The following is a 15043-nucleotide window of genomic DNA, read 5'->3' as shown; positions in this document are numbered from 1 at the left end:
GGTGTCGACCAGCGTCATGCCCAGCTCAAGGCCGGCGTGCAGCGCGGTGACCTCGTCGCCGCGGCGGCCGGGGTCCTCACCCCAGCCCCAGGTGCCCTGGCCCAGCACAGGGATGAACTCCCCGCTCCGCAGCATTATCCGCCGCATCCGCGATCACTTTCCTTCTGGTTGCGCTGAGGTGGGATGTGGGCTGAACTCCTCGAAGGGCCGGCGCGTCCCCGGCCGGTGCCTGCTGCCAACGCTAGCACTCGCGCGCCCGAACGCTACCGATTCAGATACGCGCGCCCATCAGCAGCGGGGCGGCGACGGACCATCAATCTCTTTCAAGGGTCCATCATCGGCTGGTCAGGGGGCGACGGGTGTCGGCCGGGGAGCCGACGAGAACGCCTCAGTCGTGCAGCCGCTGGCTGATCACCGTCGACACGCCGTCCCCGCGCATGGTCACGCCATAGAGCGCGTCGGCGATCTCCATCGTCCGCTTCTGGTGGGTGATCACCAGCAGCTGGGAGTTGTCCCGCAACTGCTGGTAGATCTCCAGCAGACGTCCGAGGTTCGTGTCGTCCAGCGCCGCCTCCACCTCGTCGAGGATGTAGAAGGGGCTCGGGCGGGCGATGAACAGCGCGACCAGGAACGCCACCGCGACCAGCGAGCGTTCGCCACCGGACAGCAGCGACAGCCGCTTCACCTTCTTGCCGGGCGGGCGCGCCTCGACGTCCACCCCGGTGGTCAGCCACTGCCCCGGCTCGGTCAGCACCAGCCGGCCCTCGCCGCCGGGGAACAGCTTGGCGAACACCTGCTCGAACGCGGCCTCCACGTCGGCGTACGCCTCGGCGAACACCTGCTGCACCCGGTTGTCCACCTCGGCGATGATGTCGGTCAGGTCCTTGCGGGTACGCCGCAGGTCGTCCAGCTGTTCGGACAGGAACTGGTGCCGTTCGGTCATCGCGTCGAACTCCTCGAGCGCGAGCGGGTTGACCCGGCCCAGCACCTGCAGGTTCTTCTCCGCCCGGCGCAGCCGCTTCTCCTGCTCGGCGCGCACGAACGGTACCGGCTCGGGTTGCTCGTCGTCCTCGGTCAGCGCCGACCCGTCGGGGCGGGTGAGCACCGGGATCGGCAGCTCCGGGCCGAACTCCCCCATCAGCGTCTCCGCCTCCAGGCCCAGCTCGGCCATGGCCTTCTCGGTCAGGGTTTCGACCCGCATCCGCTGCTGGGCGCGGGCCAGCTCGTCGCGGTGCACGCTGTCGACCAGCTGCTGCAGGTCGGCGGCCAGTTCGCGGGAGCGGCGCCGGGCGTCGGCCAGCGCCCGGTCGGCCTCGGCGCGCTCGCTCTCGGCGGTGCTGCGTTCGACCGCGGCCAGGTCGCGGGAGATCTCGACCCGGCGCAGCAGCCACTCGGCGGCGCTGCGCACGGCGCGGGCGTTCTCGGCCTCGCGCCGCAGCTGCCGGCGGCGGGCCTCGGCGCGGGCCCGGGCGCGGCGTTCGTTCTCGGCGGCGCGTCTCAGGGAGTCGGCGCGGCCGGCCAGCCCGCGGACGCGTTCCTCGGTGGTACGCAGGGTGAGCCGGGCGTCCATCTCGCCCTGTCGGGCGGCCCGGGCGACCTCGGCGAGCCGGTCCCGCTCGGCCGGGTCGGCGTCCTCCTCGATCTCCTCGGCGGAGGCGAACTTGAGCCGCTGCTCCAGCTCGGCGAGCTTGTCGGCGTCTGCCGCCTGCTGGGCCTGTGCCTTCTCGGCGGCGGCGGCCAGGCGTCCGGCCTCGTCGGCGGCCTGACGGGCCAGGTTCTGCCACTTGCCGAGGTCCTCGGCCAGGGCGGCCATCACCGCGTCCGACTCGTGCAGCCGGCCCAGCGCGACGTCCAGCCGGGAGCGGGCCTCCTCGTGCCGGCGGCCGACCTCGCCCAGGGCGAAACGGAGCCGCTCCACCTGGTGGTCGGCGGCCACCAGCCGCTTCTCGGCCTCGTCGACCGCGGCCTGGGCCTCGATCAGCGACTGCTTGTGCCCAGATCCGCCGGCGGCGAACCAGGCGGACAGGATGTCCCCGTCGCGGGTGACCGCGGTGACGTCGGGCAGGTCGGCGACCAGCCGGCGGGCGGCGGGCAGGTCGTCCACGACGGCCACCTTCCGCAGCACCCGCAGCACCGAGGGACGCAGCTCGGCGTCGCAACCGACCACGTCGGCGGCGTACTGCGCCCAGTAGGGCAGCTGCGGCCACACCTCCCCGTCGGTGACGGCACCGCGCAGCAGCAGTCCGGCGCGGCCCAGGTCCTCGGCCTTGAGGTGGTCGAAGGCGCCGACCGCGGCGTCCAACCCGGTCACCGCGACGGCATCGGCGGTCTGACCGAAGGCGGCGGAGACGGCGGCCTCGAAGCCACTCTCCACCTGCACCAGGGCGGCCACCTGGCCGAGCAGTCCGCCCACCCGGTCGGTGGCCGCGAGCAGGGCGGCGGAGGCGTCCTTGCGTTCCAGGCCGAGCTTGAGCGCCTCCAGCCGGGCGGCCGCGGCGGCGCGCTCCTGGTTGGCGGACTGTTCCTGTTTCTGCAGGTCTCCGAGCTGCCGCTCGACGGCCTCCAGCTCGCTGGCGGCCTCCTCGTGCTCGGAGTCGAGGTCGACCTCGCCGGCGTCCAGTCCGGCGACCTTGGTCTCGAGCGAGGTGAACTCGGCCCGGGCCCGCTGGGCTCGTTCCAGCGCCTGCGTGCGAGCAGTGGTCAGCCGGCCGATCTCCTCGACCACGGCCTCGGCGCGGGAGCGGGCGGAGTTGACCTGCCCGGTCAGCCGGGCCAGCCCTTCGCGGCGGTCGGCGATGGCACGCAGTTGGGCGGCGAGGCGTTGTTCCTCGGCGGCGTGCGCCTTCTCGGCGGTGTTGCGGCGCTCGGTGGCGCCGGCGAGGGCTTCGTCCGCGCGGGCCACGTCGGCCCGCAGCTCCTCCTCCTGGCGGCCCACCTCATTGGCCTCGGCCTCGAGCTGTTCGGGATCGCGTCCGGGCCGGTCCTCGGTGGGTTGGTTGCTGGCGTTGCGCACCCGTTCGGCGGCGATCGACATGGTCGAGGAGACCCGCTCGCGGAGCCCGGACAGGGCGTACCAGGTTTCCTGGGCGGCGGTCAGCCGCGGCAGTCCGAGGCGCAGCTGTTCCTCGGCCTCCGCCTCGGCCTCGCGGGCGTGGGCGAGGGATTCCTCGATGCGGGTCCGCCGGTCGCGCAGCGCCTGCTCGTCGGCCAGGTCGGACTCCAGCGCCAGGGTGGCCTGGACGAGGTCGTCGGCGAGCAGCCGGGCGCGGGCGTCGCGCACCTCGGCCTGGATCACCACCGCCTTGCGGGCGACGTCGGCCTGCCGGCCGAGCGGCTTGAGCTGGCGGCGGATCTCGCCAATCAGGTCGTTGAGTCGGTTGAGGTTGCCCTCGGTCGACTCGAGCTTGCGGAGCGCCTTCTCCTTGCGCTTGCGGTGCTTGAGTACGCCCGCGGCCTCCTCGATGAACCCGCGCCGACCCTCGGGGGTGGCCTGCAGGATCGAGTCCAGCTGGCCCTGGCCCACGATTACGTGCATCTCACGGCCGATGCCGGAGTCGGACAGCAGTTCCTGCACATCCAGCAGTCGGGCCGCGTTGCCGTTGATCGCATATTCCGAGCCGCCGTTGCGGAACATGGTCCGGCTGATGGTGACCTCGGTGTATTCGATCGGCAGCGCGCCGTCGGTGTTGTCGATGGTCAGCGCCACCTCGGCCCGACCCAGCGGGGCGCGACCGGAGGTACCGGCGAAGATGACGTCCTCCATCTTGCCGCCGCGCAGCGACTTGGCGGCCTGGGCGCCCATCACCCAGGCGAGGGCGTCGACGACGTTGGACTTGCCGGAGCCGTTGGGACCGACCACGCAGGTGATCCCCGGTTCGAAGTTCAGCGTGGTCGCGGAGGCGAAGGACTTGAAGCCACGCAGCGTCAGGCTCTTCAGATACACGATCAGCCCCCGGGCGGGGTCTCGGGTCGGCGCCGGTCCTGCAACTCGTTGCCGTCCTCGTCGACCAGTTCGGGCGCGACGGCGGCGGCGACCATCGGCAGGTCGTGCTCGGGGTGCTTCTTGCGCCCCCGGACAGCGCGGAAGGTCCACACCTTGTTCACCACGTAGTTGATCGGCATGGTCAGCACGATCTGGATCAGCGTGGCCCAATAGAGCGCGGTCCGCAGCCCGGTCGAGTCGTCGAAGAACGGGAACTGGTGCAGCGACACCGGCGAGGTGTCCTTCAGCAGCAGGGTCAGCAGCACCTGCCCGACGACGTAGGCCACCATGCCGACCGCGAGGAACGGGAAGAACTCGCGCCACCAGCTGGCGTGCTTGCCCGACTTGAACGTCCAGGACCGGTTCAGCTGGAAGTTCCACGTGTTGGCGACCAGGAACGCGATCGTGGTGATCACGTGGTACCAGCGCACATTGAAGTCGGTCACCGGCAGCGGGAAGGCGATGCTCAGATAGGGCGGCAGCAGCTTCTTGCAGATGACCGTGACGATCAGGTTGACCAGAACCCCGGAACCGCCGACCAACCCGAACCGCAGGAATTGCAGCCAGTTGTGGCGTTGACGCACGAAGACGTAGTGGGCGGCCCTTTTCACGATTGGCCCAGCCTAGCCCCAGGCGGGCCCCTTCGCAGAACCTGCGCGAGCGCGTGGCGTGGGGCGGGGGCCCGCAGCGGACCGGCCATCCCGGTCGGCTCGCCCGACCCGCTGCTGAAGGTTGCTCCGTCGCACAGGGGTGATCTTGTCGATCATGACGTCGTTGTCGTTTCGCAAGCCGCTCGAGTCTGTCGCTTCGATCCGGTGTCTGAGCAAAGGCGCGTCAGTCAGGGTCGACGTGAGTGGGGCCACGGTGACGGAGTCGGTGCGGTCAAATGGATCATCCTGGACGATCAGAGCTGGCCTGGGATTCGTCGCATAGACGCCGCCCGCGACGGTCCAGAGTTCCCCTCGCCTCACTCCTTTCATCCCCGCCGAATTAGCGCTTCCGCTGGCACTTCGGGCAGAAGAAGCTGGATCGATTCATGAACGGCTCACGCCGAATCGGCGTACCGCAGCGCTCGCACGGCAGGCCCTCCTGGCCGTAGGCGTGTAGGGCCCGGTCGAAGTAGCCGGATTCGCCGTTGACGTTGACATAGAGCGCGTCGAAGCTGGTCCCGCCCTGCTGCAGCGCCTCGGCCATCACGGCCCGCGCGGCCTCGAGCACGCCGACGGCCGCGGATTGGCTGAGCCGGTCGCAGAACCGCCCATAGTGCAGCCGCGCTGCCCACAGCGCCTCGTCGGCGTAGATGTTGCCGATCCCCGACACCACGGTCTGGTCCAGCAGGGCGCGTTTCACTGCGGTACGCCGACTCCGCAGTCGGCGCGCGGTCTGGTGCACGTCGTAGGCCGGGTCGAACGGGTCGAGGGCGATGTGCGCGACCTCGGCGGGCAGTTCGGCGCCGCCGAGCGACAGCGACACTCCCCCGAACATCCGCTGGTCGACGAACCGCAGCTCGGATCCCCCATCGGTGAACCGGAACCGGATCCGGGTGTTGCGAGCGTCCGGCAGACCGACCTCAGCCGTGCGGAACTGCCCGCTCATCCCCAGGTGCACCAGCAGCGCATCCCCGTCGTGGAACGGCAGCCACAGATACTTGCCGCGCCGCCGCGGCGTACCGAACGTGCGCCCGACCAGGGTGGCGGCGAAGTCCTCGGCGCCGGCCAGGTGACGGCGTACCGGACGGGGGTGCAGCACCTCCACCGCGGCGATGGTGCGGCCACCAAGGTGTGGGGCGAGGCCGGCGCGAACCACCTCGACCTCGGGCAGCTCAGGCACCGACGTCTTCGGTCGCTTCGGTTCCGCTGCCGGTGTCGGCGGGCTCGGGGGCGGCCGCCTGCTGACGTTCCCGCAGCTCGGCGAACGCGGTGCCGGCGGCCTCCTGCTCGGCCTGCTTCTTGTTGCGGCCGCTGCCGTGGCCAAACCGCAGCTCGCCGAGCACCACCACGGCCTCGAACCGCTTGTCGTGATCGGGTCCGGACTCGCTCACCTGATAGCGCGGGGCGCCCAGCCCGAGCGCGGAGGTGAGCTCCTGCAGTGAGGTCTTCCAGTCCAGCCCGGCGCCGAGCTGGGCGGCCTGCTCCATCAGCGGATCGAACAGGTGGTGCACCAGCGCGCGGGCGCCGGCCAACCCATGGCCGAGATAGACCGCGCCGATCAGCGCTTCCATCGTGTCGGCCAGGATCGATGACTTGTCCGCACCGCCGGTGGTGACCTCCCCGCGCCCCAGCCGGATCAGCGGCCCGACCTCAAGACTGCGAGCCACCTGCGCCAGCGCCCGTGCGTTCACGACGGCCGCCCGCAGCTTGGCCAATTCGCCCTCGCTGTGGTCGGGGTGCACCCGATAGAGGTGTTCGGTGACGACCAGCCCGAGCACCGAGTCGCCGAGGAACTCCAGGCGCTCGTTGGTGGGCAGCCCGCCGTTCTCGTAGGCGAACGAGCGGTGCGTCAGCGCAAGCACGAAGAGCTGGGGGTCCATCGGGACCCCCAGCTCGGTGCACAGCTGCTCAATGCCAGCCATCGAGTTCGCAGGCCGACCCCGTTGGGGCGTCGGCCGGCCGGGTCGGCGACCCGGCGTCAGGTCAGGACTCGATGACCTGACGGCGCGCGGTACGCGGGCCGTACTGTCCGCAGGACGGGCAGGCGGTGTGCGGCAGGTGCTTCTCGCGGCAGGCGGGGTTGGCGCAGGTGACCAGGGTCGGGGCCTGGGTCTTCCACTGCGCGCGACGGTGCCGGGTGTTGCTGCGGGACATCTTCCGCTTCGGGACGGCCACGGTTCTCTCCTGTGTCGGTTGCGCACCGGAGGCTCCGGCGCTGTCCCCGCGGGTGCGGGGTTGGTCTTGATCTCAGTTGTCGCTGCGGTTCTGCCAGGCGGCCAGGTCACCCCAGCGGGGATCGACGGCCTCCTCGTGTCGGTGCTCCGGGTCGGCGTTGAGGTTGGCCCCGCAGGTGGGGCACAGTCCCTCGCAGTCGTCACGGCACAACGGCATGAACGGCAGCTCCAGCACCACCTCGTCGCGGACCAGGGGTTCGAGGTCGATCAACTCGCCCTCCATCCTGCTGGCCTCCGCGTCGTCCGGCTCGGTGCCCGGGTAGAGGTAGAGCTCCTGGACGTCGATCTCGAGCCCCTGCTCGATCGGGTCCAGGCAGCGTCCGCACTGCCCGACCACCGTGACCTCGGCGGTCCCGGTGACCAGCACCCCCTCGACGACCGACTCGAGCCTGAGGTCGAGTTGGATCGGCGATCCGGTGGGTACGCCGATTACGTCGCCGCCAATCCCCTCGGGCGCCTCGGTGCTGGTGTGCAGCTCCTTCATCGCGCCCGCCCGACGACCCAGGTCGTGGGTGTCGATGACCAGAGGGTCCCTCCGGTCCAGCGGGCGTGCAGAAGTGCTCATCATCAACCCCTTCCGCGCACGACGGCATGACGGCGTCATAACCGACGCACCAGATTACCTGCGCCCCCGAGCACGACGCAAACCGCGCGGAGGATCGTGCCAGCACCGTACGCTGACCCGCGTGGCGCGCACCGACCAGAGCAGGGCCTCGGCCTCGGCCGGGCCGCGCCGCCAGCGCGTCTGGATGAGCGTCCGCTATCGCGTCCTGCTCGCCGTGACGGTGCTCTCCCTGCTGGCGATGACCCTGGCGGGAGTCGTGGCGTACGCCCTGGAACGCCAGCGGGTCGACAACGAGCTGGACGCCCTGCTGCGGATGCGGCTGACCGAGACCGTGTCTCTCACCGAACGCGGCCGCAGTCCGGTCACCGGCGAACCGCTCGCCGACACCCGGGCACTGCTGGCCGCCGCCGTCGAGCAGGGACTCCTCCAGCAGCACGAGGGGCGGATGGGACTGATCGGTGGCCGGGTGCTCCAGATCGCTCCCTCGGCCGCGACGGTACGCCCGGAGCGCAACCTGGAGTTCGTCGCCAGCCTGGGCGGGGTCCCGCTCGACCACGCGACGCTGGACAGCTTCTATGAACCTCGGCCGGGCGGTTCGCCGATCTTCCGCTATCTGGCGGTGCCGGTGCAGATGGCCGGCGATCCGGAGCCCGGGCTGCTGGTGATGGCCATCGACTACCGCGCCGAGCACCAGGCCCTGGATCGAAACTTCCGGACCTATCTGTTCGTCGCGGCGGGGTCGCTGGCGCTGGTGTGGTTCGTCGCGTGGCTCCTGATCGGTCAACTGCTGGCGCCGATCGCGCTGCTGCGGCGTACCACCCGGGAGATCACCGACACCGACCTGAGCCGGCGGGTCCCGGTCCAGGGCCACGACGACCTGGCCCTGCTGACGCGCACCGTGAACGACATGCTGGACCGGCTGGAGCAGACCTTCGAGACCCAGCGCAGCCTCTATGACGACGTGGGCCACGAACTGCGCACCCCGCTCACCATCCTGCGGGGCCACCTGGAGGTGATGGATCCGACCGACCCGGCCGAGGTCCGCGCCACCCGGGCGCGCGGCATCTCCGAGGTGGACCGGATGGCCCGTCTGGTGGAGGACCTGATCACCCTGGCCAAGGCGGAGCGTCCCGACTTCATCCGCCTGCAGTCGGTCGACGTCGGTCCGCTCACCGATGAGGTGCTGGAGAAGGCCCGCGCCCTCGGTCCGCGCCAGTGGCGCCTCGCGGAGGTGGCCGACGTGGCGGCGGAACTGGATCCGCAACGGGTTTCCCAGGCCCTGCTGGAGCTGGCGCGCAACGCTGTGAAGTTCTCCCCGGCCGGCTCGGAGATCAGCATCGGCTCGCGCCAGGAGGGAGCTCTGGTACGCCTGTGGGTGCGCGACCAGGGGTCCGGGATCGACCCGGATCTCGTCTCGCGGGTGCAGGAACGGTTCGTCCGCGGCGGGCACCAGGTCGACGGCTCGGGACTCGGACTGTCCATCGTGGCGGAGATCGCAGCCTCCCACCGCGGCTCGCTGGAGATCCAATCCGTGCAGGGATCGGGCAGCACCATTAGTCTCGTTCTGCCGGTCCACCCCCTCCCGCCGGTTCTTCAGTCAGGTCAAGAGCGCGAGGAAACCAGATGAGTACCATCCTGATCGTCGAGGATGAGGCGGAGATCGCCTCCTTCATCGAGCGAGGGTTGCAGCGCGCGGGCTATGACACGGAGACCTCGAGCAGCGGTCAGGCGGCGATCACCCGGGCTGCCGAGGGAGCGGTCGACCTGATGGTGCTCGACCTGGGCCTGCCTGACATGGACGGTTTCGACGTGGTACGCGAGATCAGGCAGACCGGTTCGCGGCTGCCTGTGGTGATCCTCACTGCCCGCGGGACGGTGTCCGACACGGTGGCGGGGCTCGAGTCCGGGGCCGACGACTACATGGCGAAGCCGTTCAGCGTCGAGGAGCTGCTCGCCCGGATCAAGCTCCGACTCCGTGCTCCCGAGACCGAATCGCTGGTGCTCACCCACGGCGACCTGACGCTGGATGTGCGCACCCGGCGAGTCCGGGTCGGGGGCCGCGAGATCGAGTTGACCGCTCGTGAGTTCGCACTCGCCGAGGCGTTCCTGTCCCATCCGGGCGAGGTGCTGAGCCGGGAGCAGTTGCTCTCCAAGGTCTGGGGACTGGACTTCGACCCGGGCTCCAACGTGCTGGAGGTCTACGTGCGCTATCTGCGTCGCAAGATCGGTGCGGAATACTTCCAGACGGTGCGCGGGATGGGTTACAAGCTGGTCTGAGCCGACGGCACCGCGGGGGGAGACTTCTTCCTGCCCCCGCCGGATGACTTGGTGACCGGGGATGACTTGGTGACCGGGGACGCCTTGGTGTCCGCGGGGCGCTTCCCCTTCTGCTGCACCCCGACCTCGGGAGTCTTGCCGCCATCGACGGTCGGCCTGGTCGCCACCGGCTTGCGGGGAGCGGGCTGCTGCTCACCCTGATCATCCTGGTCACCGTTGCCCGCGCCCTGACTGCCCTGGACCTGATTGTGGCCCGGGCTGCCGCTGGTGGCGGGGGCCGACTGTGCTGCCTCGGTCGTTGCCAATATCCGCTCGACCGGCCGTTTGGCAACCGTCGTCTGGACCGATGGCATCGGTCGGGCGAGGTCGTCACCTTCGCGGGTGGCCGCGGTGCTGGCGGAGGGCATACGCGTCCCCGTGCCGACGCGGCCCACCTGAGCTCCGCCCGCCGGGAGGTTGGGGGTGGCGCCCACCGCCGGCGCGACGGCTGGGGCGGGCTCGGCGGCCGGTGCCGCGCCAGACGTGGCCGGGCCGGGTTCGGAAACCGGCCCCGGGACGGGAACACCTGGTTCCGGGGCCGGGGCGGAACTCGGCCCGGACGGCCGTGCCGCTCCGGGGTCCGGCATGGCAGGGGTCTCGGTCCTCTCCCCGGGGTCGAAATCGCCGACCGGTTCCGCGGCCCCGGCCTGCTGGCCGAACAGGGCTCCGCACAGCACCTGACCTCCGGGGAGCAACGAATAGTTCACCCCGACGATGCCGACGGCCATCAGCACAGCCGAACCGACGACTGCTGCGGTGGCGCGTCTGGCGGGCATTCAGTCCCCTCGTGGCTGTGGATTATGAGTGAACCCTACTGGAGGAGGCCCCGCCAGCGATATAGGTCACCTGAACAGAAACGGCGACAGGTGCGGATCAGTCGTGCGAGGGCAGCGGCTCGACGTGCTCGGCGTCCAGCCCGGAGCGCTCGGAGAGTCGCTGCCGCGCGGTAGCGACCTGGCTGGAGGTCTTGTGCAGCACCGACTCGAAGGACGCCAGCCGGGAGTCGATGAACACGTCGGTCTCGCGGCGCAGGGCGGCGCACTCCTGCTCGGTGTCCCGGCGCAACCGCTCGGCCTGCTCCCGGGCCACCCGGGTGATCTCGTGCTCACTGGCCAGTTCGTCGGCGCGCGCCTGGGCCCGGGCCAACACCTGGTCGCGCTGGGCGTCCGAGTCGGCAAGCACCTGGTTCGCCTGGGCCAGCTCCTCGGGCAGGGCGGCGCGGATCTGCTCGATCAGGTCGAGCAGTTGGCTGCGATTGACCATGCACGAGGCGGACATGGGTACGCCCTTGGCCTGGGCCAGCGCCTGCCGCAGCTGCTCCAGCCCGTCCATCACCTGATCGTTGCTCATCGCTTCTCCTCGTTGCGCTCCGCCACCCTGGCCGCGATCCTGGCGGCGGTCGCCGCCGGCACGAACTCGGCCACGTCCCCGCCCAGCTGCGCGATCTCGCGTACCAGGGTGGACGACACGAAGGACCATTCCGCCGCCGTCGGCAGCAGGATCGTCTCGATCCCGGTCAGCCGGTGGTTCATCTGGGCCATCTGCAGTTCGTAGTCGAAGTCGGAGGCGAACCGAAGCCCCTTGACGATCGCCCCGATCCCCTGCTCGGCACAGAAATCGACCAACAGCCCGGAGATCAGCGTGACGCGTACGCCGGCCACGCCCTCCAGCGCCTCGGTGAGCATCTCCACCCGCTCGGCCGGGGCGAACAGCCCGTTCTTGGCGGTGTTGTTGCCGACCCCGACGACCACCTCGTCAAAGAGCACGGCGGTACGCCTGATGATGTCGAGGTGCCCGTGGGTGCACGGGTCGAAGGAGCCCGGACAGATCGCCCTCATCGCTGCGCAGTCTCCTGTTCTGCTCCGCTGGCCTGCCGGTCATCGCCCAGGTCGACGGCGAAGTGCAGGGTGGTCTCACCGTAGCGGCGCTCCCAGCCGTCGCCGACCCCGGGCGGCCAAGTGGGGTCGGCGCCGCGACTCGAGCGCTCCACCACAACCAGCCCGTGCCGGGCCAGCCAGCCACCGGCGACCAGCGCCGTGAGCACCTGGTCGAGCTTGTCGGCGGGCGCGTCATAGGGCGGGTCCAGCCAGACGATGTCAAACGCGTGCAGCGCCGGGGCGGCCAGGAAGGTCTCCACCTTGGCTGTGCGGACGGTGACCGCCAGCTCGGTGTCGGTGGCGTTGCGGCGGGCCAGGTCGGCGGTGCTGCGGTCGGCCTCCACCAGCACCACCGGGCCGGCGCCGCGACTGGCGGCCTCCAGTCCGATCGCGCCCGTTCCGGCGTACAGGTCGAGCAGGCTGAACCCGCGCAGCGCCTCGTCCGAGGGCTGGTCCTGGCCGTCGGCCCAGGACACCAGGGCCGAGAACAGGGCCTCGCGTACACGGTCGGAGGTGGGCCTGGTGCGCTGGTGGTCCGGCGTCAGCAGGCGACGGCCGCGGGCGGTACCGGTGATGATCCGACTCACCCGGCCATTATCCAGCGACGCCCGAAATGCCGTGGGACCTCTCGCACCGGATTCGACCGAAACTCCCCCGCGGCCCGACCGCGGCGGTGACAATGGACCCATGGACTCCAACGACATGAACGACCCCGTCCAGGAGCTCGACGAGTCCGAGTGCTGGCGGTTGCTGGGCAGCCAGCAGGTCGGTCGGCTGGCCACCGGTGCGCAGCCCCGGCCGGAGATCTTCCCGGTCAACTTCGTGCTCGACGAGGGCTCGATCGTCTTTCGGACCGCGCCGGGGAACAAGCTGATCACCCTGGTGATCAACAACCAGGTCGCCTTCGAGGTGGACGAGTACGCCGCAGAGGCCAGCGGGTGGAGTGTGGTCTGCCACGGCAGGGCGGCGATCGTCGAGGACGCCGAGCGGATCGACCGGATCGCCGGTCTCGGGCTGCAACCGTGGGTGTCCACGATCAAGACGCACTACGTGGCGATCGAGGTGGACGAGATCACCGGGCGCCGGTTCAACTTCGGCGAGCAGCCCGAGATCGAGGGCTGACCCGAGTTATCCGGCTGGCGTCACGTACGCTCCAGCCACTCGGCGGCGGCCAGCTCCTCGACCTGGGTGATGGCGTCGGCCACCCCCGGTTCGGTGCACTCGGGGTCGCGCGCCACACACTCCTCGGCGATCGCGCGGGCCTGCTCGAGCAGGGTGACGTGGTCGAGCACCCGCAGCAGCCGCAGCGAGGAGCGGGCCCCGGCCTGGCTGGCGCCGAGCACGTCCCCCTCGCGGCGCTGGGCCAGGTCGACCTCGGCCAGCTGGAACCCGTCCCGGGTCGCGGCGACCGCCCGCAGCCGCTCGGCGGCGGTCGAGTCACCCGGCGTACGCGTCAGCAGCAGGCACAGGCTCGGATGCTCGCCCCGGCCGATCCGACCGCGCAGCTGGTGCAGCTGGGAGATGCCGAACCGGTCGGCGTCGCAGATCACCATCACCGAGGCGTTCGGCACGTCCACCCCGACCTCGACCACGGTCGTGGAAACCACCACGTCGAGCTCGCCGGCGGCGAAGCGGGCCATCACCTGGTCCTTCTCCTCGGCCGGCAACTGTCCGTGCAGGGCCGCCACCCGCAACTCCGCCAGCGGCCCGCCCGGGCCGGTCAGCTCGGCGTACAGGTCGGTGACGTTGCGCGGTGGCGGTGCATCCGGTTCGACCGGCATCAGGTCGACCTTGTCGCCGGCGGAGATCTGCGGGCAGACGACGAACGCCTGCCGTCCGGCGGCGACCTCCTCGGTGATCCGCTGCCAGGCCCGCTGCACCCACGCCGGGTGCTGCTGCTCGGGCACCACCTGGGTGACCACCTCGCTGCGGCCGGCGGGGATCTCGGTGAGCGTGGACACCTCGAGGTCACCGAAGACGGTGATCGCGACCGTCCGCGGGATCGGGGTCGCGGTCATCACCAGCACGTGCGGGCGGGCCTCGGCCCGGTCGTTCAGCGCCGCGCGCTGCTCGACGCCGAAGCGGTGCTGCTCGTCGACCACGACCAGGCCCAGATCGGCATACTGCACCCGGTCGGCCAGCAGCGCGTGCGTACCGACGACAATCCCGGCCTCGCCGGAGGCGATCTGCAGCAGCGCCTTCTTCTTGCGGGCGGCGGTCATGGACCCGGACAGCAGCACGACGCGGGTGCTCAACCCGGCGTCCAGCAGCCCGCCGTCTCCGGCCAGCGAGCCGAGCATCCGGGTGATCGTCTGGTGGTGCTGCTGGGCGAGCACCTCGGTCGGCGCCAGCAGCACGGCCTGGCCGCCGTTGTCGACGACGGTGAGCATGGCCCGCAGCGCGACCAGTGTCTTGCCGGAGCCGACCTCGCCCTGCAGCAGCCGCTGCATCGGGTGGGTCTGCGCCAAACCGGTGAAGATTTCCTCGCTGACCTCCTGCTGTCCAGCGGTGAGCGTGAACGGCAGCTTGGCGTCGAAGGCAGCGAGCAACCCGTCGGTACGCCGGGGCCGCGGCGTACCGGGTTGGTTGCGGGCGGCGGCACGCCGGTAGGCCATCGCCGCCTGCACCGCGAACGCCTCGTCGAACAGGAACCGCTGCCGGCCCAGCCACGCCTGCTCGAGGTCGTCGGGTCGGTGCACGAACTGCACGGCGTCGGCCAGCTCGGGCAGCTTCTGATCGGCGGCGGGTTCGTGTTCGACGGCGCGGTCGGCCCGGGCCAGCGCCACCAGGTCGACCGCCTCGCGGATGTGTGCCGGGAGCGGTTCGGGCAGGGCGCCGGACTGCTCGCGGACCAGGTCGACGCACTGGGCGACGGTCCAGGTGGGCAGCTTGGCGGTGGCCGGATAGATGCCGATCAGCCCGCCGATGCGCGAGGCCAGCTCGCCCATCTGCTGGTTGCGCTGCGCGCCGCCGATGATCGCCCCGTTGTCGTCCAGGATGACGAAGTCGGGGTGGGTGAGCTGCAGCTGCCCGTTGAACACGCCGATCTTGCCGGCGAACAGCCCGCGGGCGCCCTCGTCCAGGGTGCGGTCCCAGAAGTCGATCAGGTGCGGACGCCCGAAGAAGGTGAGCCGCAGCGTACCCGTGCCGTCACCGACCACCACCTCGAGTCGCAGCGCCCGCTGGTGGCCCTTGACGCCCTTGTTGATCACCCGGGAGATGAACGCGGCGTCCTCCCCCACCCGCAGGTCGCGCAGGCTGGTCGACTCGGCGCCGCGCAGGTAGCGCCGCGGGACGTGGCGCAGCAGCTCGCCGACGGTGTGCAGCTTCAGCTGGGCGAACTGCTTGGCGGTGCGGTCTCCCAGCACGGTCTCCAGCCGGGTGGCCTGGACGCGGTACGCCGGGGTCTGCCACATGGG

General features: G+C 70.8%; 15 protein-coding genes. 3 read left to right on the top strand and 12 right to left on the bottom strand.

What is annotated here, in order from left to right; all coding sequences use genetic code 11:
• Nucleotides 1-388 precede the first annotated feature (388 nt).
• The 7 genes from smc to CGZ93_RS17295 form a co-directional block, all read right to left on the bottom strand.
• Nucleotides 389-3943, bottom strand: a complete 3555-nt coding sequence (gene smc / locus CGZ93_RS17325; protein ID WP_094365395.1) for a chromosome segregation protein SMC — start codon at nt 3941-3943, stop codon at nt 389-391.
• Between the two features lie 2 nt (nt 3944-3945).
• Nucleotides 3946-4593: a GtrA family protein gene (locus CGZ93_RS17320; RefSeq protein WP_094365394.1), complete on the bottom strand. Its 648-nt coding sequence runs from the start codon at nt 4591-4593 to the stop codon at nt 3946-3948.
• Between the two features lie 12 nt (nt 4594-4605).
• A complete protein-coding gene (locus CGZ93_RS20175; RefSeq protein ID WP_407643957.1) occupies nt 4606-4962 on the bottom strand; it encodes a type II toxin-antitoxin system PemK/MazF family toxin in 357 nt (118 codons plus the stop codon).
• Between the two features lie 10 nt (nt 4963-4972).
• Complete coding sequence (gene mutM / locus CGZ93_RS17310; RefSeq protein ID WP_094365392.1) at nt 4973-5812, bottom strand: bifunctional DNA-formamidopyrimidine glycosylase/DNA-(apurinic or apyrimidinic site) lyase; 840 nt, start codon at nt 5810-5812, stop codon at nt 4973-4975.
• Nucleotides 5805-6554, bottom strand: a complete 750-nt coding sequence (gene rnc / locus CGZ93_RS17305; protein WP_094365391.1) for a ribonuclease III — start codon at nt 6552-6554, stop codon at nt 5805-5807. The genes mutM and rnc overlap by 8 nt, the downstream gene beginning before the upstream one ends.
• A gap of 61 nt (nt 6555-6615) precedes the next feature.
• The gene (rpmF, locus tag CGZ93_RS17300; RefSeq protein WP_094365390.1) at nt 6616-6807 is read right to left on the bottom strand and encodes a 50S ribosomal protein L32; all 192 of its coding nucleotides are present in this window, start codon (nt 6805-6807) and stop codon (nt 6616-6618) included.
• Nucleotides 6808-6879: 72 nt separating this feature from the next.
• The gene (locus CGZ93_RS17295; protein WP_094365389.1) at nt 6880-7431 is read right to left on the bottom strand and encodes a YceD family protein; all 552 of its coding nucleotides are present in this window, start codon (nt 7429-7431) and stop codon (nt 6880-6882) included.
• Between the two features lie 121 nt (nt 7432-7552).
• Here CGZ93_RS17295 and CGZ93_RS17290 point away from each other — a divergent pair, with 121 nt between their 5' ends.
• Entirely contained in the window at nt 7553-9058 is a 1506-nt protein-coding gene (locus tag CGZ93_RS17290; protein WP_141211268.1) for a sensor histidine kinase, read from the top strand.
• Complete coding sequence (locus CGZ93_RS17285; protein ID WP_094365387.1) at nt 9055-9708, top strand: response regulator transcription factor; 654 nt, start codon at nt 9055-9057, stop codon at nt 9706-9708. The genes CGZ93_RS17290 and CGZ93_RS17285 overlap by 4 nt, the downstream gene beginning before the upstream one ends.
• Here the strand turns inward: CGZ93_RS17285 and CGZ93_RS17280 are convergent.
• From CGZ93_RS17280 to rsmD, 4 genes are all read right to left on the bottom strand, one after another.
• Nucleotides 9693-10523 (bottom strand): hypothetical protein, encoded by an 831-nt coding sequence (locus CGZ93_RS17280; protein WP_141211267.1) that lies wholly within the window; start codon nt 10521-10523, stop codon nt 9693-9695. The genes CGZ93_RS17285 and CGZ93_RS17280 overlap by 16 nt on opposite strands.
• Nucleotides 10524-10620: 97 nt before the next feature.
• Nucleotides 10621-11097: an ATP synthase subunit B family protein gene (locus tag CGZ93_RS19110; protein ID WP_094365385.1), complete on the bottom strand. Its 477-nt coding sequence runs from the start codon at nt 11095-11097 to the stop codon at nt 10621-10623.
• On the bottom strand, nt 11094-11585 hold the full coding sequence (gene coaD, locus CGZ93_RS17270) for a pantetheine-phosphate adenylyltransferase (RefSeq protein ID WP_094365384.1): 492 nt from the start codon (nt 11583-11585) through the stop codon (nt 11094-11096). Before coaD ends, CGZ93_RS19110 begins: the two co-directional genes overlap by 4 nt.
• Nucleotides 11582-12211 (bottom strand): 16S rRNA (guanine(966)-N(2))-methyltransferase RsmD, encoded by a 630-nt coding sequence (gene rsmD / locus CGZ93_RS17265; RefSeq protein WP_094365383.1) that lies wholly within the window; start codon nt 12209-12211, stop codon nt 11582-11584. Before rsmD ends, coaD begins: the two co-directional genes overlap by 4 nt.
• A gap of 100 nt (nt 12212-12311) precedes the next feature.
• Between rsmD and CGZ93_RS17260 the strand changes: the two genes are divergently transcribed.
• Nucleotides 12312-12746: a pyridoxamine 5'-phosphate oxidase family protein gene (locus tag CGZ93_RS17260; protein WP_229117556.1), complete on the top strand. Its 435-nt coding sequence runs from the start codon at nt 12312-12314 to the stop codon at nt 12744-12746.
• Between the two features lie 20 nt (nt 12747-12766).
• Here CGZ93_RS17260 and CGZ93_RS17255 read toward each other — a convergent pair whose 3' ends face one another.
• On the bottom strand, nt 12767-15040 hold the full coding sequence (locus tag CGZ93_RS17255) for an ATP-dependent DNA helicase RecG (protein WP_094365382.1): 2274 nt from the start codon (nt 15038-15040) through the stop codon (nt 12767-12769).
• Nucleotides 15041-15043: the final 3 nt, after the last annotated feature.

This window comes from Enemella dayhoffiae (assembly GCF_002250625.1).
GTDB lineage: Bacteria > Actinomycetota > Actinomycetes > Propionibacteriales > Propionibacteriaceae > Enemella > Enemella dayhoffiae.
This window is presented reverse-complemented; position numbering and strand designations above follow the sequence as displayed.

What these genes read in the sequence shown, in the direction of transcription:
- CGZ93_RS20175 (WP_407643957.1), bottom strand. Translation starts at nt 4,962, where the DNA reads ATGAAAGGAGTGAGGCGAGGGGAACTCTGGACCGTCGCGGGCGGCGTC.
- rnc (WP_094365391.1), bottom strand. Translation starts at nt 6,554, where the DNA reads ATGGCTGGCATTGAGCAGCTGTGCACCGAGCTGGGGGTCCCGATGGAC.
- CGZ93_RS17295 (WP_094365389.1), bottom strand. Translation starts at nt 7,431, where the DNA reads ATGAGCACTTCTGCACGCCCGCTGGACCGGAGGGACCCTCTGGTCATC.
- CGZ93_RS17285 (WP_094365387.1), top strand. Translation starts at nt 9,055, where the DNA reads ATGAGTACCATCCTGATCGTCGAGGATGAGGCGGAGATCGCCTCCTTC.
- CGZ93_RS17280 (WP_141211267.1), bottom strand. Translation starts at nt 10,523, where the DNA reads ATGCCCGCCAGACGCGCCACCGCAGCAGTCGTCGGTTCGGCTGTGCTG.
- CGZ93_RS19110 (WP_094365385.1), bottom strand. Translation starts at nt 11,097, where the DNA reads ATGAGCAACGATCAGGTGATGGACGGGCTGGAGCAGCTGCGGCAGGCG.
- coaD (WP_094365384.1), bottom strand. Translation starts at nt 11,585, where the DNA reads ATGAGGGCGATCTGTCCGGGCTCCTTCGACCCGTGCACCCACGGGCAC.
- CGZ93_RS17260 (WP_229117556.1), top strand. Translation starts at nt 12,312, where the DNA reads ATGGACTCCAACGACATGAACGACCCCGTCCAGGAGCTCGACGAGTCC.
- CGZ93_RS17255 (WP_094365382.1), bottom strand. Translation starts at nt 15,040, where the DNA reads ATGTGGCAGACCCCGGCGTACCGCGTCCAGGCCACCCGGCTGGAGACC.